General features: G+C 32.9%; 21 protein-coding genes and 1 tRNA gene. 15 read left to right on the top strand and 7 right to left on the bottom strand.

Going from position 1 to position 20,978, the window contains the following annotated elements; translation table 11 throughout:
- Window positions 1-51: 51 nt before the first annotated feature.
- Window positions 52-1,500, bottom strand: coding sequence for a UDP-N-acetylmuramate--L-alanine ligase (gene murC / locus ACEW8E_RS09590; RefSeq protein WP_373480119.1), 1,449 nt, complete (start codon window positions 1,498-1,500; stop codon window positions 52-54).
- Window positions 1,501-1,759: 259 nt separating this feature from the next.
- On the opposite strand from murC, the gene ACEW8E_RS09585 reads away from it, so the two are divergent.
- Entirely contained in the window at window positions 1,760-2,377 is a 618-nt protein-coding gene (locus ACEW8E_RS09585) for a tetratricopeptide repeat protein (RefSeq protein WP_373480118.1), read from the top strand.
- Between the two features lie 78 nt (window positions 2,378-2,455).
- On the opposite strand, the gene gltX is transcribed toward ACEW8E_RS09585, so the two are convergent.
- Window positions 2,456-3,895 carry a glutamate--tRNA ligase gene (gltX, locus tag ACEW8E_RS09580; RefSeq protein ID WP_373480117.1) on the bottom strand — a complete coding sequence of 480 codons (1,440 nt, stop codon included), beginning with the start codon at window positions 3,893-3,895 and terminating at the stop codon, window positions 2,456-2,458.
- Window positions 3,896-4,089: 194 nt separating this feature from the next.
- Here gltX and ACEW8E_RS09575 point away from each other — a divergent pair.
- The 6 genes from ACEW8E_RS09575 to ACEW8E_RS09550 all read left to right on the top strand — a co-directional run bounded on the left by ACEW8E_RS09575 (window position 4,090) and on the right by ACEW8E_RS09550 (window position 10,300).
- A tRNA-Arg gene (locus ACEW8E_RS09575) sits at window positions 4,090-4,163 on the top strand.
- 114 nt (window positions 4,164-4,277) lie between these two features.
- A complete protein-coding gene (dapA, locus tag ACEW8E_RS09570; protein WP_373480116.1) occupies window positions 4,278-5,171 on the top strand; it encodes a 4-hydroxy-tetrahydrodipicolinate synthase in 894 nt (297 codons plus the stop codon).
- 280 nt (window positions 5,172-5,451) lie between these two features.
- On the top strand, window positions 5,452-7,329 hold the full coding sequence (locus ACEW8E_RS09565) for a ribonuclease J (protein ID WP_373480115.1): 1,878 nt from the start codon (window positions 5,452-5,454) through the stop codon (window positions 7,327-7,329).
- A gap of 265 nt (window positions 7,330-7,594) precedes the next feature.
- Window positions 7,595-8,614 carry an ABC transporter ATP-binding protein gene (locus ACEW8E_RS09560; protein WP_373480199.1) on the top strand — a complete coding sequence of 340 codons (1,020 nt, stop codon included), beginning with the start codon at window positions 7,595-7,597 and terminating at the stop codon, window positions 8,612-8,614.
- Between the two features lie 93 nt (window positions 8,615-8,707).
- On the top strand, window positions 8,708-9,598 hold the full coding sequence (locus ACEW8E_RS09555) for an ABC transporter permease (RefSeq protein WP_373480114.1): 891 nt from the start codon (window positions 8,708-8,710) through the stop codon (window positions 9,596-9,598).
- Window positions 9,599-9,967: 369 nt separating this feature from the next.
- Window positions 9,968-10,300 carry a hypothetical protein gene (locus ACEW8E_RS09550; protein ID WP_373480113.1) on the top strand — a complete coding sequence of 111 codons (333 nt, stop codon included), beginning with the start codon at window positions 9,968-9,970 and terminating at the stop codon, window positions 10,298-10,300.
- A gap of 261 nt (window positions 10,301-10,561) precedes the next feature.
- Here the strand turns inward: ACEW8E_RS09550 and ACEW8E_RS09545 are convergent, their stop codons facing one another.
- Window positions 10,562-12,196: an alpha-D-glucose phosphate-specific phosphoglucomutase gene (locus tag ACEW8E_RS09545; RefSeq protein WP_373480112.1), complete on the bottom strand. Its 1,635-nt coding sequence runs from the start codon at window positions 12,194-12,196 to the stop codon at window positions 10,562-10,564.
- Between the two features lie 193 nt (window positions 12,197-12,389).
- Between ACEW8E_RS09545 and moaC the strand changes: the two genes are divergently transcribed.
- Window positions 12,390-12,866, top strand: a complete 477-nt coding sequence (gene moaC, locus ACEW8E_RS09540) for a cyclic pyranopterin monophosphate synthase MoaC (RefSeq protein WP_373480111.1) — start codon at window positions 12,390-12,392, stop codon at window positions 12,864-12,866.
- Window positions 12,867-12,968: 102 nt separating this feature from the next.
- Here the strand turns inward: moaC and rpsN are convergent, their stop codons facing one another.
- Window positions 12,969-13,271, bottom strand: coding sequence for a 30S ribosomal protein S14 (rpsN, locus tag ACEW8E_RS09535; protein ID WP_373480110.1), 303 nt, complete (start codon window positions 13,269-13,271; stop codon window positions 12,969-12,971).
- 280 nt (window positions 13,272-13,551) lie between these two features.
- On the opposite strand from rpsN, the gene tig reads away from it, so the two are divergent.
- The 4 genes from tig (at window position 13,552) to ACEW8E_RS09515 (ending at window position 16,313) form a co-directional block, all read left to right on the top strand.
- Window positions 13,552-14,934: a trigger factor gene (gene tig, locus ACEW8E_RS09530; protein WP_373480109.1), complete on the top strand. Its 1,383-nt coding sequence runs from the start codon at window positions 13,552-13,554 to the stop codon at window positions 14,932-14,934.
- A 156-nt stretch (window positions 14,935-15,090) separates the two neighbouring features.
- Window positions 15,091-15,483 carry a preQ(1) synthase gene (queF, locus tag ACEW8E_RS09525; RefSeq protein ID WP_373480108.1) on the top strand — a complete coding sequence of 131 codons (393 nt, stop codon included), beginning with the start codon at window positions 15,091-15,093 and terminating at the stop codon, window positions 15,481-15,483.
- 145 nt (window positions 15,484-15,628) lie between these two features.
- Complete coding sequence (locus ACEW8E_RS09520) at window positions 15,629-15,928, top strand: type II toxin-antitoxin system HigB family toxin (protein ID WP_373480107.1); 300 nt, start codon at window positions 15,629-15,631, stop codon at window positions 15,926-15,928.
- The gene (locus ACEW8E_RS09515; RefSeq protein ID WP_373480106.1) at window positions 15,912-16,313 is read left to right on the top strand and encodes a type II toxin-antitoxin system HigA family antitoxin; all 402 of its coding nucleotides are present in this window, start codon (window positions 15,912-15,914) and stop codon (window positions 16,311-16,313) included. Before ACEW8E_RS09520 ends, ACEW8E_RS09515 begins: the two co-directional genes overlap by 17 nt.
- Before the next feature lie 207 nt (window positions 16,314-16,520).
- On the opposite strand, the gene murF is transcribed toward ACEW8E_RS09515, so the two are convergent.
- The gene (gene murF / locus ACEW8E_RS09510) at window positions 16,521-17,873 is read right to left on the bottom strand and encodes a UDP-N-acetylmuramoyl-tripeptide--D-alanyl-D-alanine ligase (RefSeq protein WP_373480105.1); all 1,353 of its coding nucleotides are present in this window, start codon (window positions 17,871-17,873) and stop codon (window positions 16,521-16,523) included.
- A 156-nt stretch (window positions 17,874-18,029) separates the two neighbouring features.
- On the opposite strand from murF, the gene ACEW8E_RS09505 reads away from it, so the two are divergent.
- From ACEW8E_RS09505 to ACEW8E_RS09495, 3 genes are all read left to right on the top strand, one after another.
- The gene (locus ACEW8E_RS09505) at window positions 18,030-19,340 is read left to right on the top strand and encodes a hypothetical protein (protein ID WP_373480104.1); all 1,311 of its coding nucleotides are present in this window, start codon (window positions 18,030-18,032) and stop codon (window positions 19,338-19,340) included.
- Window positions 19,341-19,476: 136 nt separating this feature from the next.
- Window positions 19,477-19,986 (top strand): TIGR02652 family protein, encoded by a 510-nt coding sequence (locus ACEW8E_RS09500; protein ID WP_373480103.1) that lies wholly within the window; start codon window positions 19,477-19,479, stop codon window positions 19,984-19,986.
- A 13-nt stretch (window positions 19,987-19,999) separates the two neighbouring features.
- Window positions 20,000-20,428: a VOC family protein gene (locus tag ACEW8E_RS09495; protein WP_373480198.1), complete on the top strand. Its 429-nt coding sequence runs from the start codon at window positions 20,000-20,002 to the stop codon at window positions 20,426-20,428.
- A gap of 73 nt (window positions 20,429-20,501) precedes the next feature.
- Here the strand turns inward: ACEW8E_RS09495 and ACEW8E_RS09490 are convergent, their stop codons facing one another.
- Window positions 20,502-20,705, bottom strand: coding sequence for a hypothetical protein (locus tag ACEW8E_RS09490; RefSeq protein WP_373480102.1), 204 nt, complete (start codon window positions 20,703-20,705; stop codon window positions 20,502-20,504).
- Window positions 20,706-20,709: 4 nt separating this feature from the next.
- Window positions 20,710-20,853, bottom strand: a complete 144-nt coding sequence (locus ACEW8E_RS09485) for a BrnT family toxin (RefSeq protein ID WP_373480101.1) — start codon at window positions 20,851-20,853, stop codon at window positions 20,710-20,712.
- Window positions 20,854-20,978: the final 125 nt, after the last annotated feature.

Raw genomic sequence — 20,978 nt, 5'->3', positions numbered from 1 at the left:
GATAAAATTACTTATTACTTATTACTTATTACTTATTACTTATTATTTAATTTAGGCCGCTTGTGCTAAAGATTCATGATTGAGTTTTAGCAATTGAGGTATAATCTGATTGAGATTTCCTGCACCTAAAAACAAGGTTAAGTCTTGAGGTTGGATAAAGTCAGCCAAAAATGCTGTCATGGTAGATAAATTATCATGATAATAGACTTTGGGATGATATTTTTTAACTGTTTGGGCAAGTTTTTCTCCGTCAATACCAGTAGTGTTAGTTTCTCCAGCACTATAAATATTCGTCAAAATCACTACATCAGCTTGAGTAAAACATTGGGCGAATTCTTGTAAAAAAGTAGCTGTGCGACTATAACGGTGAGGTTGAAAAATAGCCACTAATCTTTTGGCTTGATATTGAGGTAATCTTGCCTTAGCTGCTTGTAATGTACAAAAAATTTCTCTAGGATGATGAGCATAATCATCAATTAATGTCGAACCTTGATAAGTTCCTTTGTACTCAAATCTTCTTTTTGCACCTTCAAATGTACTTAAGGCTTGAGCAATGATATTAAATTCTAAACCTAATTTACGTCCTAGGGCGATGGCGGCTAAAGCATTACTAATGTTATGATCTCCTGATAATAATAAGGATATATCACCTAATAAATGACCATTTTCCCAAATTTGTGCTTGACTTCCGTAAGGAGTATGGATGAGATTTTTAGCTATATAATTAGCGTTACTATCAGGGTTTAAACTATAAGTGAGAGTAGCCTTGATATTTTCTTTGATAACGGGGCAATCAACACAAGCAATAACAGTATTAGATTGAGCAGAAAATTCTTGAAAAATATTAATTAATTGTTCTAAAGATTCATAATGATCAGGATGATCCAATTCTATATTCGTAATAATACCAAATTCAGGATGATGTTTCACTAAAGATCCGTCAGACTCATCAGCTTCTGCTACTAAATAAGGACTTTTACCTAAACGAGCATTACCTTCCCAAGCGGTAACTTCTCCTCCTATAATCACTGTAGGATCTAAACCGCATTCTAATAACATATAAGCAATTAAACTACTCGTGGTAGTTTTACCGTGAGTTCCAGCAACGGCAATACTCTGATAATCTTTAATTAAAGCGGCTAATAAATCTGAGCGATGATAAATAGAATAACCTTTATTGACTGCCTCTTGATACTCTGTATTGTTATCATGAATAGCCGTAGAACAGATGATCTGAGCTTGACAGTTATTACTTTCTGTGGTATCGTAAGCAAGGGAATCTACCTTAGAGTTAGTTATTTTGTGGAGATTTTCAGGGATTTGAGTAGTAAAAATTTGTGTGCCAACGGATTCTAAACGTTCCGTTATATGAGTAGTGCGGATGTCAGATCCAGAAATGGGAAAGTCTCTTTTGGCTAAAATATAGGCTAATGCAGACATTCCAATACCACCAATGCCGATAAAATGAAACGGCTTTCCGCTTAAATCTATTTCTTTCATTTGTCTATTCTCCTTGCACACCAAATAAAGTAGTAATATAAATTTGTTTTAATGATATACTGATTTTTGTAAATCATACCAGCATTTTTCGTTTTATTATTTATTTCTCTAGGATTATAAATAAGTTTCTCATCAATGACTAATATTTACTTTATATAACATTAATAAATTTTTATCTAATGACGTATTTTTGATTAAAAAGTTCCTTTCTTTAATAAGAATACTTAGCATAGTTTTTTTATGGCAAATTGTAAACTTCATGATTGATACCTTGATACTAGAAAGCGATTTAAGTAAATATGATAAAAGATTAAGAATATCTCCTTTTGATCCTAAAATGTATATTTGTAGAGGAATGATATACTTTAAACTAGGGCGATTGCTTGAATCATTGCAAGATTTTAATAAAGCAGAAGAATTAAACCCCCAACTAACTCCCTATCTCTGGCAAAGAGGTATAACTTATTATTATTTAGGCAAATATAGTAAAGGTGCAAGACAATTTGAGTTAGATTTAAGTGTCAATTCTCAGGATGTAGAAGAAACTCTTTGGTACTATATTTGTATCGCTCAATTAGAAAATTCCTTAACAGCAATGGAATTATTATTTCCGATTAACCATGATTTGCCTTTATTTATGCGTGATATATATCAACTTTTTGCGGGGAAATTATCTGTAGAAAAACTTTTATATTCCCTTAAAACTCAAAATATTCGAGATTTATTTTATATTAATCTTTATATTGGTTTATATTATGAAGCGCAAAAAGATTCCATAAACTCTCTTTTATATATTAATCAGGCTATTAATTATAAAATTGATGATTATATGTGGTATCTTGCCTGTCTTCATAATCAATTGAGACGAAAGTATTAATTCAAACCATATAAAACCATAGAAAGGGAGAAGATTTTATTTTATCCTCCGATTCTACAAAGAAATTTTCAACAAATCTTAGTTATTAATGATTAATTTTAAACGAGTTTGATCCATAGCTTTTTGATTTAGTAATAACCATGTTTCCACTAAGTCTGGACCATGTAATTCTCCTGTTAAACCTACCCTTAAAGATCTCATTACTAAACCTTTTTTTACTTTTAAATCCTTAGTAATTTGTTTGATAATATCATTGGCTTCTGACAAAGTCAAATCAGATTTTATCCCCTTTATTACTGCTTCTAAAACCTCTTTAACGCCTTCTTGAGTAAGAAATTCTGTGGCTTCTGGGGAAGAAATAATACCTCCCTTCAAAAATAAAGCCGCTTCTTTCACTCCATCGGTAAGACGAGTTAAACTAGGCGCAATTAAGGCAGTAAGTTGTAATAACCAATCCTTATCTGTATCAATATTAAATTGATAACCTGCTTCTTGCCAATAAGGAATTAATAAGGATAACAATTCTTCTGAAGATAATTTATGTAAATACTGACTATTTAACCAATCTAACTTATCCCAATCGAATTTTGCTCCAGCTTTATTCACTCTTTCTAAACTAAACTTCGTCGCAGCTTCAGACAGGGTAAATATTTCTTCCCCATCAGGAGAAGTCCACCCTAATAATGTCATATAATTAACTAATGCTGGGGCAATAAATCCCATCTTGCGAAAATCATCAATAGAAGTTACACCATCTCGTTTAGACAGTTTTTTACCTTCTGAGTTTAAAATTAATGGTGTATGAGCAAATTCAGGTACTTTCACCCCTAATGCTTGATATAATAAAATTTGTTTAGCTGTATTAGCAATATGATCTTCTCCTCGAATCACATGACTAATATTCATCTCAATATCATCCACCACTACTGCTAAATTATACAACGGTTGTCCAAAGCGATCGCCGTCATTTTCGGGGGTGCGTGCAATTACCATATCACCGCCTAAATCACTACCTTGCCATGTAACGTTACCTCTAACTAAATCATGCCATACAATTTTTTCATGGTCATCAATTTTAAATCTAATAACAGGTTTTCTGCCTTCACTTTCAAATTTAGCGATGTCTTCTAAAGATAGATGACGATGACGATTATCATAACGAGGCGCTAGATTATTAGCTTTTTGAGTTTCTCGCATAGCTTCTAATTCCTCAGAAGTACAATAACAAGGATAAGCTAAACCCTTATCAAGTAAAGTTTGGATAGCTTGACGGTAAAAATTTAATCTCTGAGTTTGAAAAAATGGTCCTTCATCCCAATTCAACCCTAACCAACTCAATCCAGACTTAATATTATCAGTATATTCTGGTTTAGATCTCTCTAAATCTGTATCTTCAACTCTTAAAATAAATGTACCTTGATGATGCCTTGCAAACAACCAATTAAATACTGCTGTACGCGCTGTACCTATATGTAAGTTACCAGTAGGAGATGGTGCTATTCTAACTCTAACGGACATGATTAATTTGTATAATAATTTCTGTAGCCTCTTATTTTATCTTACTTAACCATCAAATAATTTCATTACCCCATGAAAAAAACCAAAAAACATCTTAAGCATCAAGACTTCATTTCATTAAAAATTAATGTACTATTTTTTACTAAGACTTGCTAAAACAAGAGAAAACAAGTTATAATGGTTAAGCGTGTTATGGGTGCGTAGCTCAGATGGATAGAGCAACTGCCTTCTAAGCAGTCGGCCACAGGTTCGAGTCCTGTCGCACCCGTTGATAGTAATAAATATCAAGTTATTTTTGCCCTAGGGTAAAATGTCGTTTTACGATATAATAATCTAAATTATGGGCAATGTCCCTACTTTAACCTTCCGTTGATAGACAATAATGAGTGATTATATTTTTGGTAGAGTTTTAACCGCAATGGTAACACCTTTTAACGAGGACTTAACTGTTAATTATGGTGTCGCTGAAAAATTAGCTGATCATTTGGTTAATAATGGTAGTGACGGCTTAGTTATTTGTGGCACTACTGGTGAATCTCCTACCCTCGAAAGTGAGGAAAAATATGAGTTACTGAAAGTTGTTAAAAAAGCAGTAGGTCATCGTGGTAAAGTTCTTATGGGTACTGGCTCAAATTCTACCGCTAAAGCCATCAAAGATACTCAGAAAGCCAGTAAAATCGGTATTGATGGTAGTTTGCAAGTTGTCCCTTACTATAATAAACCACCTCAAGAAGGATTATATCAACACTTTAGAGCCATCGCTCAATCTTGTTCTGATGTACCCATAATGTTGTATAATATACCGGGAAGGACAGGAAAAAACTTAGAAGCCCAAACCACTGCAAAATTAGCTCAAGATTTAGATAATATAGTCGCCATCAAAGAAGCTAGTGCAGATTTAGAACAAAGTGCTAAAATAAGAATGTTTGCACCTTCAGATTTTTTGATTTATTCAGGAGAAGACTTTTTAACCCTACCGATGATGAGTGTAGGAAGTGTTGGAGTTGTCAGTGTTGCTAGTCATTTAGTCGGCAACCAAATGCAAAAAATGATTAGAGGTTACGAAAAAGGTGATAACATTTTAGCTCAAGAAATTCAACAAAAATTGTATAATTTATTTAAAGTTTTGTTTTGTAATACTAATCCCATTCCAGTCAAGTTTGCCCTTCAATTAATAGGTTGGGATGTTGGTAATGTCAGATTACCTTTAACTTCTTTGCCAATAAACCAGCAACAAGAAGTAGAGAAAGTTTTAAAAGATTTGAGCTTATTATAAATAGTAAATATCGTTAAATTAATACTATTTTAAAGTCAGATAAAAAGTTTTTTTCATTAAATGAAAGAGATAAAATAAATTGTTTTTTTTGAGGAGGGAATAAATAATGTTTTTTACATAGAACATTTTGTAGTAAAGGCTTTAGTCTTTCGATTTTATAATGGTAATTTAAGTTTATTTTTACTATATTCTTAAACTCAAAAAATCCTAAAAGGCTAACTGTAATAATTAATTTTAGTTTTTAATCACATTTATTTATCAAGAAAAGGAAACATCAAATATGTATAAAGTTCAAGCAAGAAAAAGAAAAACTACAGCCCCTGAAAAACCTGTGGTAATCCTTCCATCAAGAAATAATAAGCCGTTATTAAAAGTTATTCCTCTCGGTGGTTTGCATGAAATAGGTAAAAATACTTGTGTTTATGAGTATGAAGACGAAATTATTTTAGTGGATGCGGGTATTGGTTTTCCTACGGATGGAATGCACGGTATTAATGTTGTTTTACCTGATATGACTTATTTGAAGGAAAATCAACAAAAAATAAAAGCTATGATTGTAACTCATGGTCATGAAGATCATGTGGGAGGTATTCCCTATCACCTCAAACAAATTGACACCCCCATAATTTATGGTCCTCGTTTAGCTATGGCTCTTTTGCGTGATAAACTAGAGGAATCTGGATTACATGAGCGTACTATCATTAAAACGGTTTCTCCTCGGGAAGTTGTCAAAATAGGAAAACATTTTAAAGTCGAGTTTATTCGTAATACCCATTCTATCGCCGATAGTTTTACCCTAGCAATTCATACCCCCATCGGTGTTTTAATTCATACGGGAGATTATAAAATTGATCATACTCCTGTAGATGGTGAATATTTCGATTTACACCGTTTAGCTCAATTAGGGGAAGAAGGCATCTTATGTTTATTAGGAGATTCCACTAATTCTGAAGTACCCGGTTTTACACCCTCAGAAAGAGCAGTTTATCCCGGATTAGAAAAGGTTTTCAACCAAGCATCAGGGCGTTTAATGGTAACAACTTTTTCTACTTCTGTACATCGGGTTAATATGTTATTAGAGTTAGCGATGGAATATAATCGTAAAGTAGGCGTAGTGGGACGTTCGATGTTAAACGTGATCGCTCATGCTCGTAATTTAGGATATATCAAAGTACCTGATAATTTATTTGTGCCTTTACGCAATTTAAGCGGTTTACCAGAAAATGAGGTATTAATTCTTTGCACTGGCTCTCAGGGTGAAAAATTCGCCGCTATGACAAGAATATCTAAGGGCGAACATCGGCAGGTAAAAATTCGTCAAGGTGATACCATTATCTTTTCTGCTAGTCCGATTCCGGGTAATACTATTGCGGTAGTTAATACTATAGATCGTTTAATGATGCAAGGGGCAAACGTAGTTTATGGGAAACAAGCAGGGGTTCATGTTTCTGGTCATGGTTGTCAAGAAGATCAAAAATTAATGTTATCCCTTGCTAAACCTAAGTTTTTTGTACCAGTACACGGTGAGCATAGAATGTTAGTACAACACTCGAAAACTGCTCAAAGTGTTGGTATTCCTCCAGAAAATATCGTAATTATCCAAAATGGTGACACCATTGAATTAACGGCAGATAGTATCGGTAAAGGGAATAAAGTGCCTTCGGGTATTCAATTAGTTGATACTGCTGGGGTAGTTCATGATAGTGTCATGGAAGAGCGTCAACAGTTAGCTGAAGATGGTGTTATTACTATTGCGGCTAGTATTGATAATCAAGGGCGTTTATTAAGTCAACCACAAATTAATTTGCGTGGTGTGGTATGCCAAATTGAAATAGCTTCCCTTGAGCGGATGATTATTCGTACTATTGATAAAACGATTACAGATCGGGTCAAAAGTAGTTTACTATTAAATGGTCATGATGATGTTAATTGGACCAGTATCCGCATTGATGTAGAAACAAATTTAGGACGATTAATTCAACGAGAATTAAATAGCGAACCTTTAGTTATATTTATGCTACAGTTACAGGAAAATACTCCTAAAACTATTGCTGATAATGGTAACGGGAATATTACTGAAGTTATTACTCCGAAAGAAGAGGAAGAAATAGATTCTAAATTTACTCGTCGTCGTCGTAAAACCACTGTTTCTGTTTAACTATAAATCTTTTAACTCCAATTCTGAAAGCCTCCTAACCTCGCAATTCTAGGAAATTGAATGAGAAGAAGTTCCCTAACCCCCAATTCTGGGGGAATTGAATGAGAAGAAACCCCCTAACCCCCAATTCTGGGGGAATTTTTATCCTCAAAAAAGTTGTTTAAAAATAACCCTCATTTGTCAATTTTGACAATAAGTCTCTTGATTATTTTTGCCAGAATATGAGAGCATTAACAATATAATCTTGAAAGAGTGTTTAAGTAAGATGAGTGATGTAATTACCCTTAAAAATTTACAAAAAAGTTACGGTCAAGTAAAAGCTCTGAAAAATATCTCTTTTTCCGTCAAAACTGGCGAAATTTTTGGTTTATTAGGACCAAATGGAGCAGGAAAGACTACCACTATCCGATGCTTAACTACCCTTGCTCAACCTGACTCTGGAGAGATTTTAGTTGGTGGTGTATCCGCTATTACTCAACCCAAACAAGTTCGCCAAAAGTTGGGTTATGTGGCTCAAGAGGTTGCTATTGATAAGGTTTTAACGGGAAGAGAGTTATTAAATTTACAAGCCTCTCTCTATCATTTACCTCTGTCTCTGGCAAAAAAAAGAATTGATCAATTATTGAATTTATTAGGCTTACAAGAATATAGCGATCGCCAAACAGGCACTTATTCAGGGGGTATTCGTAAACGTCTTGATTTAGCAGCAGGATTGCTTCATCAACCCCAAGTGTTAGTATTAGATGAGCCTTCGGTGGGTTTAGACATCGAAAGTCGCACCATCGTCTGGGATTTTTTGCGTCAACTTAAATTAGCAGGTACAACAGTATTAATTACTAGCCATTATTTAGAAGAAATAGACGCATTGGCAGATAGATTAGCTATTATTGATCAGGGTGAAGTTATTGCCGAAGGTAGCCCTTCTTCTTTAAAAGATCGTTTAGGTGGCGATCGCATTACCTTAAAAATTAGGGAATTTGCTAACTTAGAAGAAGCACAAAAAGCAAAAGAAAAATTATCATCACTGCCTTTTGTAGAAAATATTATCATTAATCAAACTCAAGGCAATTCATTAAACCTAATTGTTACCCCAAAAAGTAATCCTATTAGTAAAATAGAACAAACTCTCATAGAAAATGATTTGCCGATGTTTAGTATCAGTCAATCTCGCCCTAGTTTAGACGATGTTTATTTAGCCGCAACAGGAAAAACCTTGATTGATGCCGAAATAGAAGCCTCTAATAATCGAGATTTGAAAGCAGAAAAAAAACAAGCGATGAAATAATTAGGAATGAGTAATTAGGAATTGAAATAATTTCTTTTTTTCAACTCTTAGAAGATTAAACTTATTTATATTTTTTATTAAACAGAAATAATTATGACTCAAAGTATTTCCCCTAACCAATTTACAGAAATTTTAGCTCCTAATTTAGATACTCAAATAGAGGTAAAAAATAGTATTTTTATGGACTTTTTACAAGAAACTTTAGCACTAACAAAACGTTTATTTATTCAGTTAAAACGTCGCCCTTCAAGCCTTGTGGCTGGAGTTATTCAACCTTTTATGTGGTTAATTTTATTTGGTGCTTTATTTTTTAATGCTCCTGAAAATTTATTTGAAAATAACATAACCTACGGACAATTTTTAGCACCCGGTATTATTATTTTTACCGCTTTTTCTGGAGCTTTAAATGCTGGTTTACCCATCATGTTTGATCGAGAATTTGGCTTTTTAAATAGACTATTAGTAGCACCTCTCGCCTCTCGTTTTTCCATCGTGGCAGCTTCCACTATTTATATTATCACCCTCAGTTTTATTCAAACCGCCGTTATCATCATTGCTAGTGCTTTTATTGGTGCTGGTTTACCTCATCTTTTGGGATTAGGTGCGATCGCCTTAATAGTATTTTTGATCGTATTAGGAGTAACAGGGCTTAGTCTCGGTTTTGCCTTTGCTTTACCCGGGCATATTGAATTATTAGCCGTTATTTTCGTAATCAATTTACCTTTATTATTTGCGAGTACGGCGTTAGCGCCTTTGTCATTCATGGCAGGATGGTTACAAATTATTGCCAGTTTAAACCCCTTAACTTATGCCATCGAGCCTATACGCTATATTTATCAAAATAGTGATTGGAGTTTCGCTAGTGTCGTAATGAATACCCCTTGGGGTAATTTTAATTTTGTGACGGTTTTATGTTTATTACTCGCTTTTGATGTAGTAATTTTATTATCAATTAAGCCTTTATTAAGTCGTCGTTTTGCTTAAAAAAATCATCCAAAATATCTTGATTTTCTCTTTAAAAAGTAAGGGTGGTATCACCCACAAGAAAGATGTAAGTGCATAAAAATACTGATTTTCAAAAAATTGATGATAATAAAATGAGTAAAAAACAAAAAAAAGGAAACAAATAAAATTAATATTCAGTCAAATATATAGTAATCCTATTATGTGAGGTTTTAGCTGTTTATATTCATTTAAAATTAACCAATGATTTAAAGATTGCTATAAGCATTAAAGCATTTAGGGATTATATATTTTAAAATTAATAAGAATAACTAAAAATCTTTGTTGCCTCTTCCTCTTACCTTTTACCTTTTCCCTACTTACTTATTAATAACTTAGAGAGATAAATCGATGAAAAATATCACTAATTCAAAAATTGTAGCTAGTATAATAATTAGCTTGAGTTTAATTACCATAACTCATAACTCTGTTAACGCTCAAACCATTAAAAATGGGCAACCGCAACCTTTTCAAAGTAACGAAAAAAATCCTTTTTATGGAGACGGTATTAACCCCATGGATTTAATTCACAACGCCAACTTTTTTAATAGTCGTAATGGTGCGGATTTCGCTGAAGATACTAACCAGAATATTAACTCGGCTGCCGAAGATTTCAAACAACAACAGCAAAAAAGAATGATAGAAATGCAAAAACAGAAAGAATCAACGGAAATAAATAATTAATTGTGCCCCTAAATCCCCTACTTTGGGGACTTTTTTTTGTTTATAGGATGAAAGTGCTTTACAATAAAAGGTTCATTAAGTTTAGCATTCAGCGATTAGAATTTAATAATTAAAAGTGTTAGAAAACTTTGCTGAAAATATAGACAAATGATTTAGGAATAGGATGTATCTAAAACCCGAAACTTAAAACATGAAACCCGAAACCTAAAACCTGAAACCCGAAACCTGATACTTGATACTTTTTCAGTACAAGCACAATACTTAAGTAATCACAGTGGGTACATCACGACGAGTAAACTTCTTAATGTGGGCGATTTCTTCGGCAATGGTGATTAATTCCCCTAAAGCTTCTTGGGTATCTAAATTCTGTTTACTAACATCAGGTTCATAGCTTTCGAGATATACTCTTAAAGTAGCACCTTTTGTCCCTGTACCCGAAAGACGAATAATAATTCTGGAATTGTCAGTAAAAACGATACGAATACCCTGATTTGTGGTGATACTACCATCAACAGGATCAGTGTAACTGAAGTTATCTACATAGGCAACAGTATAATTACCAAATTGTTTACCTTTTAATGTCTCAAATTGGCTGTTAACATGATTTACTAATTCGTTAGCGCCTTCGGTAGCTACTTCTTCATAGTCATGACGGGAATAAAAATTACGCCCGTATTCTTGCCAATGAGATTTAACAATCTGTTCGACAGATTCACCTCTTACCGCTAAGATATTTAACCAGAAAAGTACTGCCCAAAGTCCATCTTTTTCTCGGATATGATTTGAACTTGTACCGAAACTTTCCTCACCACAGATAGTAGCTTTATCTGCATCTAATAAGTTACCAAAAAATTTCCATCCCGTTGGGGTTTCATAACAGTTAATACCCAACTTCGTGGCTACCCGATCTACTGCACCACTGGTTGGCATTGAACGAGCTACACCTTTTAAACCTTCTTTGTATCCCTTCACTAAATGAGCGTTAGCCGTCATGACTGCTAAACTATCGCTAGGATTAACGAAAAAATTACGCCCTAAAATCATATTGCGATCGCCATCACCATCAGAAGCCGCACCAAAATCAGGGGCATTGTCAGAAAATAAGACATCAACTAAACTTTTAGCATAAACTAAATTAGGATCAGGATGTCCGCCACCGAAATCTTCCAAAGGCACACCATTAATCACAGTGCCAGTTTTTGCCCCTAATTTACCCTCAAAAATAGCTTTAGCATAAGGACCAGTGACGGCGTGTAAAGAATCCATACACATAGTAAAATTGCCGTTAAGGAGCATATTTTTAATTAAGTCAAAGTCAAAGAGAGATTCCATTAATTCAAGATAAGGAATAACAGAATCAATAACTTCCACATCCATCGTACCTAATTTAAAAGAACTAACATGATCTAAATTAATATCACCAGACTCTAAAATTTGATATTGTGTGATAGATTTTGTCTGAGCAAAAATTGCTTCTGTAACTTTTTCTGGAGCGGGGCCACCATTGCTAATATTGTATTTTATGCCAAAATCTCCGTTAATTCCTCCGGGGTTATGAGAAGCAGAGAGAATAATTCCACCGTAGGCTTGATTTTTACGAATCATCACCGAAGCCGCAGGAGTTGATAAAATACCCTTTAAACCAACTAAGATTCTACCAACACCATTAGCGGCAGCCATTTTCAGGATAATTTGAATTGCCTCACGGTTATAATAACGTCCATCCCCTCCTAAAACAAGGGTTTTTCCTGTCAAACCTTCAAGACTATTAAAAATAGACTGAACAAAATTTTCTAAATAATGGGGTTGTTGAAAAACTGTAACCCCTTTGCGTAAGCCTGATGTACCCGGTTTTTGATCATTAAAAGGTTGAGTTTTGATTGTAATGATACTCATATTAGACAGTAAAGTTACTTAAATTTTTCTGTTTATGCCCTTAATGTATCAGTAAAAAGTCAGAAATCTAAATATCAAAAAAACATTTTTACTTTTTCCTCATCACATTAGAATTTAAACACGGTGAAACTGCAGTTATTATTACCTATTAACTACTTTTATAATTATAAAACGGGACAATTTCAAACAAACTATGACAAATAAATTATCTCACCTCAATGACCAAGGAGAAATTAACATGGTAGATGTTTCTTCTAAGTCTCAATCTATCCGTGAAGCCACTGCATCGGGAAAAGTGGTTATGGCAAAAGAAACCTTTAAGCAAATTCAATTAGGCAATACACCGAAAGGAGATATTATCGCAACGGCAAAAATAGCAGGTATCATGGCAGCAAAACAAACATCAAATTTAATACCTTTATGTCATCCTTTACCCTTACAAAAAATTGCTGTAGTAATTACTGGAAATGAGCAACTAGCTTGTTATGACATTGAAGTTACCGTCAAAACTAAAGCAGAAACAGGAGTAGAAATGGAGGCTTTAACGGCGGTATCCGTTGCCGCTTTAACGATTTATGATATGGCTAAAGCAATAGATAAATCAATCACCATTACCGACATTAAATTAGTTAGTAAAAGGGGTGGAAAGTCAGATTATTTGTCTTTATAGTTAAAAAAATTGTAATTTTAATGATAATCGGTAGGGGCGCAACATAATACGCCCTGATTGATTTTGAAACTTCTTTAAAACAAAGAAGCAAAGATCAAAATTTTACCAACTAGATTTTACTACACCGGGTAATAAACCTTCATGAGCCCATTCTCTGAGTACGTTACGAGATAATCCAAAATCACGATAGTAACCTCTAGGTCTTCCTGTTACCCAACAACGATTACGTTGACGGTGACGAGAACTATTTAAGGGGAATTTTTGGAACTCACGTTGTAACTCAAATTTTTCTAAAGGATCACTCGCTTGGTGGATTTTTTCTTTCAAGTCTGCTCTTTTTTCAGCATATTTAGCTACTAACTTGGCACGTTTTGTTTCCCGTGCAATCATTGATTTTTTAGCCATTTAAACTATTTTTGAATATTGAATATTAAGTTAAATATAAACACAACATTCTCTATCATAACCGATCTACCGAATAATTTTCATTAATATTTATTAGGCAACGAAAAACTTATCTCCAGTTTACCGAAGTTTGTGGTTAGAGATTAAGTTAAAGGTTTTTTATTCTCAATTCTTAATTATGTTATGCTAGTAAAGTTGAGCAAAATTGCTCGGATAATAAACTTAAGTAAAATTGTTATCGTAAAGCGCGATTCGTTAAAAGGAAAAAATAGTAATTTTTATGAAAATAACTCAGGAGAAACTTCCTGCTAGTCAAATCGGTTTAGAAATCGAGATTCCTGCAGAAATATCAAAAAATACCTACGAAAAAGTTGTTAAAGAAATAGCTAAAACTACCAACATTCCTGGATTTCGGAAAGGAAAAATACCTCGTCCAATTTTGTTGCAACGTTTAGGTAGTCAAAGAATAAAAGGTGCTGTTTTAGAGGAATTAATCCAAGAAAGTATCCAAAAAGCAGTTGAACAAGAATCTATTAATGTTTTAGGAAACTATCAATTAATTTCTGATTTTGAAGAGTTAGTTAATAACTATCAACTCGATGGAAATTTTACTTTTAAAGCCTCCGTTGATGTACCACCTGAAGTAACTTTGGGACAGTATCAAGGTTTACAAGTCCAAGCAGAAGAAGTGCTTTATAACCCCGAAGATGTTGATAAATTAATTGATGAACGTCGTCAAAAATTAGCTACTTTAATCCCTTTAGAAAATCGTAGCGCACAAATGGGAGATGTCGCCGTAATTGATTTTGCTGGGCGTAAACCTACAGAAAATGATGAAGAAGGAGAAATTATCCCCGGCACTGAAGCTAAAGAATATCAAATAGAATTAGCAGAAGGTAAATTTATCCCCGGTTTTCTTGAAGGTGTGGCTGGAATGAATATTGGTGAGACAAAAAAACTTACCTTAACTTTCCCCGAAGATTACGCACAGGAAGATTTAGCTGGAGAAACCGTTGTTTTTACCGTTACTCTTCAAGATTTGAAAGAGAAAGAATTGCCTGAATTAGACGATGATTTCGCTAAAGAAGTAAGCGAATTTGAAACTATGGCGCAGTTGAGAGAATCTTTAGAGAAGCAGTATCACGAAAAAGCCGCTAATGATACTAAACAAAGTATTCATGCCGCCATCGTTACTGAATTATTAAAACACACTACTATTGAGTTACCTCATACAATGCTAGAGGAAGAAGTGCAAAATATCCTCATGCAAACCGCTAACCAACTTCAAAGTTATGGCATGGATGTTAACCAGTTTTTCACCCGTGATGTGGTGACTAAAATGCGTGAAACTGCTAAACCTGAAGCTAGTAAAAATCTTCACACAACCCTGATTATAGAGAAAATTGCTGAACAAGAATCTATTACTGTTAGTGATGAGGAAGTAACTGCTAAAACCATTGAAATCAAGTCAACTCTTAAAGAGCGTGATGTCGATGAAGTTAAGTTACAAAAGTATGTTAAGCATGATTTATTAGCAGAAAAAACCCTCGATTGGTTACAAGAAAAAACTCAAGTAGAATTAGTGCCTTTTGGTAGTTTAACTAAAGAGGAAGAATCTACCGATGAGGAAATTTCTGAGGAAGAGTCTAACGCTGATAGTTAAGTTTTAATAACGAAAATTATCCCCTAGAAACTTAAATTGTTGATGTTTATAATTAATTATCAATTAATCTAGGTTTCTTTTTTTTATGATTAACTAAGTAAATCAAATTTATATTTGGTGCGCAGTGCATCACCCTCTTTTTTAATTTAAAATATTATGTCTGAAAATCAATTTCCTGAAGTAAAATATGGTGAAAGAGCCATTGAAGAAGGTAGTTTAATTACTTTCCCTAATCCTCGCCCCGGTAGAGTTTATGATATTAATATTACTCTTCCCGAATTTACTTGTAAATGTCCTTTTTCTGGTTATCCTGATTTCGCTACTATTTATATTAACTATTCCCCTGATGAGAAAGTTGTAGAGTTAAAAGCCATTAAACTTTATATTAATAGTTACCGTGAACGTTATATTTCTCATGAAGAATCTATTAATCAAATTTTAGATGATTTTGTCGCCGCTTGTGATCCTTTATCTATAACTGTCAAAGGTGATTTTTCTCCTCGTGGAAATGTCCATACTGTCATTGAAGTTAAACACAGTAAGAATTAATTTAATCAAAAATCCTGAGAATTAAAATCTGCCGTTTACGGTGTGATTGTGGTTCAATTCAAATCTTTAATGCAATAATTAAATTATAACTTGAGTGAACATTCTCATTATGAGAATGTAAGTAAGTAAAAACTAGCCAATAAAAATGCGTATCATCAGTCGCAAAATACTACGAGAGTTTTGTCAACGTCAAGCAAATTCTCGTACCGCCCTTGAGCAATGGTATAAAATTGCTAGTAAAGCCCAATGGCGAAACGTAATAGAAGTTCAACAAACTTACTCGACGGCAGAAGCGGTTGGCAACTTTACTGTGTTTAATATTAAAGGAAATAACTACCGTTTGATTGCTGATGTCATTTATGCTCGTCAAACTATTTATATTAAGTACATATTAACCCATGCAGATTACGATAAAGGAGATTGGAAAAATGACCCTTATTTTTAGTCCAGATAAATACGGCACATTACTCGCACAATATCAACCCAAACCCATTACTACAGAAGCAGAAAACGAGAGAGCGATCGCTATTGCCCAAGAATTAGAACATCGTGTTTATTTAACCCAAGAAGAAGAAACTTTACTAGAACTTTTATTAGTATTAATAGAACAATTTGAAGAAGAAAATTATCCAATTCCCGAAGGATCTCCCCATGATATATTAAAACATTTGATGATAGAAAATAATCTCAAACAAGAAGATTTAATAGGAATTATAGGTTCAAGAGGAGTAGTTTCGGAAGTAGTTAACGGCAAAAGAAGTATTAGTAAAAACCAAGCAAAAACCTTAGCACAATTTTTTCATGTTGAAGTATCACTATTTATAAAATGATTTAGTATTACGATAGTTTCAGTACTTTTTAAGTATTAAAGCATTTAGGGATTGTGGACTTTTATTTTTAATAAAATAATGAATAATCTTTTTTGCATGAGTGCATGAGCATAAAGTAAACATATAATTAATTTTGCTTACGAACTCTTTAATGTTCTTTCGGTAATCAATTATTATTAGCTGTAATTCCTGCTTGAAAATTCATCGCTAATTGACCAATTGATCAACAACTCTACTTAAACCAACAGAATTAGATGCTTTGAATAAAAGGCGATCGCCACTGATTATGATTTGTGTTAAACGATGAGACAAATCTTGATGATTAGTATAAATTTCGGTGGGGATATTTTTTGCACCCTCAGCTATATTTTTAGTAACTTCTTCATCAGCTAAAATTAACAACATATCAAGATTTAACGCTTTTACGGTTTCCCCTACCTCTCGATGAAGTTGACTAGAATATTCTCCTAATTCCTTCATTGTGCCTAAAACGGCTATTTTTCTTTTACCCTCTGTTTGTTTCAATAAATTTAAAGCCGCAACCATAGACTCTCTTCCTGCGTTATAGGTTTCGTCTAAAATTTGTACATCATTGGCTAATACATGACGTTTTGCTCTTCCTTTTGGTAAAGTAACCTCAATTTGGTTTTCTAAAATGCTTAAATCAATACCTAATACTTTAGCAGTAGCTATCGCACCTAAATAATTAAGGGCATTATGTTCTCCTTGTAAAGGTAAAGGATACATTTTATTGTCAACTTTGAGAGTGTCAAAATTAATTAATTCTCCTCTTAAATCTCCCGATTTTAAACCATAAGTAATAGTTTCACCATGCCAAATTTTTGAAGCAGTTTTAATTAATAAATCATTATCACCGTTAAGAATTGCTACTCCAGAATCATTCATTTTTTCTAACAATTCACATTTAGCCTTAGCGATGGCTTCTTGTGAGCCTAATCTGCCAATATGTGCAGTACCAACATTCGTAATTAGTCCAATATTTGGGTTAACAATTTCTGTTAATAAAGCGATTTCTCCTTTCCCCCGCATAGCCATTTCAATCACAGCATATTTATGGCTTTTATCTATTTGTAAAAGAGTCTTTGGTACACCGATTTCATTATTATAATTAGCTTCAGTTTTTAATACTTTTCCCTGAGTACTTAATACTGCCGTAATTAATTCTTTTGTGGTAGTTTTTCCTACCGAACCCGTCACCCCAATAATAGGTATATTAAGACTTTCTCTCCAGCAATGAGCAATATTTTGATAGGCTTCAAGAGTATTTTTTACCTTCAAAACTGGTATTTTTACCTCTTCTGAGATACTATAATTTTGTTGAGTTATTAAAGCGATCGCTCCCTTTTCAATTGCTTGAGAAATGAAGTTATGACCATCAAAGTTTTCACCCTCTAAAGCTAAAAAAATTTCCCCTGATTTAAGAGTTCGAGTATCCGTATTAATTCCACTACATTCTTTCTTTAAAACATCCTCAGAAAAATTAATTTCAATAGAGTCAGTAATTTTACGGATAGATTCAAGATTAGTAAAAAAATTCATAGAAAATAATCAAAAAATTCAGTAATTTAGCTGATAGTAAAATTGACAAAATAGATTAAGATTTAAGTAAATAAACTGATAGCAATACTTTACAATTGCTTTAAAATAGTAGATAAGAATAATTTTAATCAAAAATATACAATACCATGAACTGCCGTGAATATCTCATCTCTATCAGAACGTCATAATCAACATATTACTGGCAACGAACAGTATGTTTATGATCATTTGCTCGAATGTGTGAAAACTCAGTCACCAGAGCAAGTGCTAGATAGATTTAGATATTTATTTATTATCGCTAAAAACTATGATAATCAAAAAGTATTAGAAACACTAGCACAAATTATAGCCAATAAAAAGGCTTCAGAAAACTTCCCCTTCATTTTAAATCGCTGTTGTCATATTTTAATTAATCGTTGGCAGTTACAACCAAGCACTCAAGGTTATGTGGTAGAGTTATTAGATTTATTTGAGTTACTTCCTTGCGGAGTCGGTAAAAGTCAGGCTAGATCTTATTCTAACCGTATGGTTCAATTAGTAAGAGAGTTTTTAGATACTGATTATTTTAAACAATTAAAACGTTTAGCAACTATTGCTAGTCAAAATCTTGAAGGTAAAACTAACCCCGGTAAAAAACAAGAAGTAGTAGGGAATTTAATTACTAGATACCCTTACCTTTATGATCATTGTCTTTTAAGTGTTGACAGTAGTAAAGAACAACAAGAAACCGTTTATAAAGTTAAAAATCAATTAGAAAAACAATTTGAGTCGAAACTGTCTAAATATGTTACTTATCAAATAAGAGTAGCACAAGCAGGAAGACAAAAAATGGCGGAATTGAATGCAGATCGTATTATTAAACCTGCTAATAATCCTACTTTGTTAAGTGACCGAGATTTAGGTAAAAGTTTAAAACATTATATCGGTACAGTGGAAAATGGTCACTCCTATAAAGATTTATCTCGCAGTTTTTTAACTCATACTAGCGATGTACGCAATTATCAATTATTTAAAGATGATTTATATGAATATGTAACTCAATCCATTGAAGGAAAATATGGAAAACATAGCTTTAATAAACGTTTATACGATAAATTACAGCAAATGTATCCTAAATATAATTATAATCAACCTGATGAATTTTTGAAAATGCGTACTTATAGCCAATTATTTAATTATTTAATTGTGGAAAGTCCGAATAATCCTAGTCATTTAGTTTTTATGGATATGATTAGTAATATGGGTACAACTAAAACTATTGGTTTATTACTAAAATTGGTCTTAGTTTGTAGTAAAGTTAAACCTTATTTAGAAAAAAGATTTTCCATTCTTTTCAATCACTATGAATCTTTTACTAGAGATGGCGCTGCATGGTTAGTCAGAAGTTTAGAAAAAGTTAATGTGGCTTTTAGTGTTAATTTTGGCAGTTTAGATATGTCTTTCCTTCAAAGAATTTATGCTAAATAGCGTTTACACAAAATTTTGATCAAAACCAATAAAATAAAAAATGAAGATTAATTCTCGTCATGTTTACTTTTCAAGAGATAAAACTATAATAAAAGTAAACTTAGGTAATCATTGACTTTACCTTAAATAATTCATTATGACTGATCTTAATTTACAGTATCCTGTTTTTGGTCCAGAAATTAAATGTCCTCATTGTCGTCAAATAATAGAAGCATTAACCCTTACCGACTCTTATTTATGTCCTCGTCATGGTGTTTTTGAAGCTGATCCAAATACAAAGATTTTAGTACATTTACAATCAGGTAGGCATTGGCGATTATGGGAAGAAAAATGGTATCGACAGCATAGTCATCCCGATGGCATTCGATTTGAAATTCACGAGGCTTTAGACAGGCTTTATACCGAAGGTTATCGCGCCACAAAAGTGATTATAGCTGAACGTTATTCTAGTTTAATTAGTTCTTATTTAGAAAAAGGTAATAGTTGGACTGGAGATCAAGAATATAAGGTATATAAATTATATGGCTTACCTGTAGAATTTAGTGGTAAATCTAATGATGATCCTTGTTGGGAAATCGTTAATTTTATCTTAGAAAAGGAAAAAGGTACACCTTCTCGTTATCCTTATTTTCGTTTATTTGAATAAATTGATGAAGTTTATGATACACCATATTTCTATTCGTACAGCCGATATAATGAAAGCGATCGCATTTTATGAACTATTAGGGTTTAGTGTTAAGGAAAGATTCACTACTGGTTATACTTTAGCTTGTTGGTTAGAAGGATTAGGGGGCAGACTTGAATTAATGCAAATACCCGAACCAAAACCCTCCCCTGATGCTTTTTATGATGAACATTATGTTGGTTATTATCACTTTTGTCTTGATGTGGGAGATTGTGAAATGAGTTTACCTCAATGGTTACAACAATTAAAATCTAAATTTGAAGAAGCTAATTATCAAAATCCTTCTTTAATTTCTCCTCTGAAAATTTTATTACCACCCCAACAACAAATGATTGGTAATAAAGTTTATGAAGTGGCTTTTATTGCCGATACTGATAATTTACCGATTGAGTTAATTTGCTAAGTTTCTATTACATCTGTAAAGAAAAGCGATGATATAATATTTTGAGCAATTTGTTCTGATTTATCGATGGTACTCAAAATATAGCTTGATCTTTATTTTCTTTGGTAATTCTAATTAAAAATCTTAGAGCTTCATTAACAGATTCCGCATTGGAAAAAACTTCGGCAACATCTGAATCTAATTTAATAATATTCTCACCAAATTTTTGGCGTTTAGCTCCTATTTTTCTAACTTTTAAAGTTTTTAAATCATATTCCTCTCTAAGTTGATCTTCCATTATTTTATCTCTCTTGATAAGCAATTAATTCTTGTTTGGTAACTTGTCTAGCACTAATAAGTCTAATTTTATCGCCTCTTTCAGTATAAGAGACTAACAAAACACGACTGTTTGATGATTCTCCTAAAATAATATAGAACTTACGCATTGACAAAAATCCTTAAATATGAGTATGGCTTTTCCAATATTATAAGGTCATTTTTAGAACTATTTTTTATGATTACCAAATATTCTATAGTTATTACTGATCGCCTCAAATAACGATATTTCGTT

It is taken from the genome of Geminocystis sp., from assembly GCF_041753295.1.
Taxonomy (GTDB): domain Bacteria; phylum Cyanobacteriota; class Cyanobacteriia; order Cyanobacteriales; family Cyanobacteriaceae; genus Geminocystis.
This window is presented reverse-complemented; position numbering and strand designations above follow the sequence as displayed.

What these genes read in the sequence shown, in the direction of transcription:
- murC (WP_373480119.1), bottom strand. Translation starts at nt 1,500, where the DNA reads ATGAAAGAAATAGATTTAAGCGGAAAGCCGTTTCATTTTATCGGCATT.
- ACEW8E_RS09585 (WP_373480118.1), top strand. Translation starts at nt 1,760, where the DNA reads ATGATTGATACCTTGATACTAGAAAGCGATTTAAGTAAATATGATAAA.
- gltX (WP_373480117.1), bottom strand. Translation starts at nt 3,895, where the DNA reads ATGTCCGTTAGAGTTAGAATAGCACCATCTCCTACTGGTAACTTACAT.
- dapA (WP_373480116.1), top strand. Translation starts at nt 4,278, where the DNA reads ATGAGTGATTATATTTTTGGTAGAGTTTTAACCGCAATGGTAACACCT.
- ACEW8E_RS09565 (WP_373480115.1), top strand. Translation starts at nt 5,452, where the DNA reads ATGTATAAAGTTCAAGCAAGAAAAAGAAAAACTACAGCCCCTGAAAAA.
- ACEW8E_RS09560 (WP_373480199.1), top strand. Translation starts at nt 7,595, where the DNA reads ATGAGTGATGTAATTACCCTTAAAAATTTACAAAAAAGTTACGGTCAA.
- ACEW8E_RS09555 (WP_373480114.1), top strand. Translation starts at nt 8,708, where the DNA reads ATGACTCAAAGTATTTCCCCTAACCAATTTACAGAAATTTTAGCTCCT.
- ACEW8E_RS09550 (WP_373480113.1), top strand. Translation starts at nt 9,968, where the DNA reads ATGAAAAATATCACTAATTCAAAAATTGTAGCTAGTATAATAATTAGC.
- ACEW8E_RS09545 (WP_373480112.1), bottom strand. Translation starts at nt 12,196, where the DNA reads ATGAGTATCATTACAATCAAAACTCAACCTTTTAATGATCAAAAACCG.
- moaC (WP_373480111.1), top strand. Translation starts at nt 12,390, where the DNA reads ATGACAAATAAATTATCTCACCTCAATGACCAAGGAGAAATTAACATG.
- rpsN (WP_373480110.1), bottom strand. Translation starts at nt 13,271, where the DNA reads ATGGCTAAAAAATCAATGATTGCACGGGAAACAAAACGTGCCAAGTTA.
- tig (WP_373480109.1), top strand. Translation starts at nt 13,552, where the DNA reads ATGAAAATAACTCAGGAGAAACTTCCTGCTAGTCAAATCGGTTTAGAA.
- queF (WP_373480108.1), top strand. Translation starts at nt 15,091, where the DNA reads ATGTCTGAAAATCAATTTCCTGAAGTAAAATATGGTGAAAGAGCCATT.
- ACEW8E_RS09520 (WP_373480107.1), top strand. Translation starts at nt 15,629, where the DNA reads ATGCGTATCATCAGTCGCAAAATACTACGAGAGTTTTGTCAACGTCAA.
- ACEW8E_RS09515 (WP_373480106.1), top strand. Translation starts at nt 15,912, where the DNA reads ATGACCCTTATTTTTAGTCCAGATAAATACGGCACATTACTCGCACAA.
- murF (WP_373480105.1), bottom strand. Translation starts at nt 17,873, where the DNA reads ATGAATTTTTTTACTAATCTTGAATCTATCCGTAAAATTACTGACTCT.
- ACEW8E_RS09500 (WP_373480103.1), top strand. Translation starts at nt 19,477, where the DNA reads ATGACTGATCTTAATTTACAGTATCCTGTTTTTGGTCCAGAAATTAAA.
- ACEW8E_RS09495 (WP_373480198.1), top strand. Translation starts at nt 20,000, where the DNA reads ATGATACACCATATTTCTATTCGTACAGCCGATATAATGAAAGCGATC.
- ACEW8E_RS09490 (WP_373480102.1), bottom strand. Translation starts at nt 20,705, where the DNA reads ATGGAAGATCAACTTAGAGAGGAATATGATTTAAAAACTTTAAAAGTT.
- ACEW8E_RS09485 (WP_373480101.1), bottom strand. Translation starts at nt 20,853, where the DNA reads ATGCGTAAGTTCTATATTATTTTAGGAGAATCATCAAACAGTCGTGTT.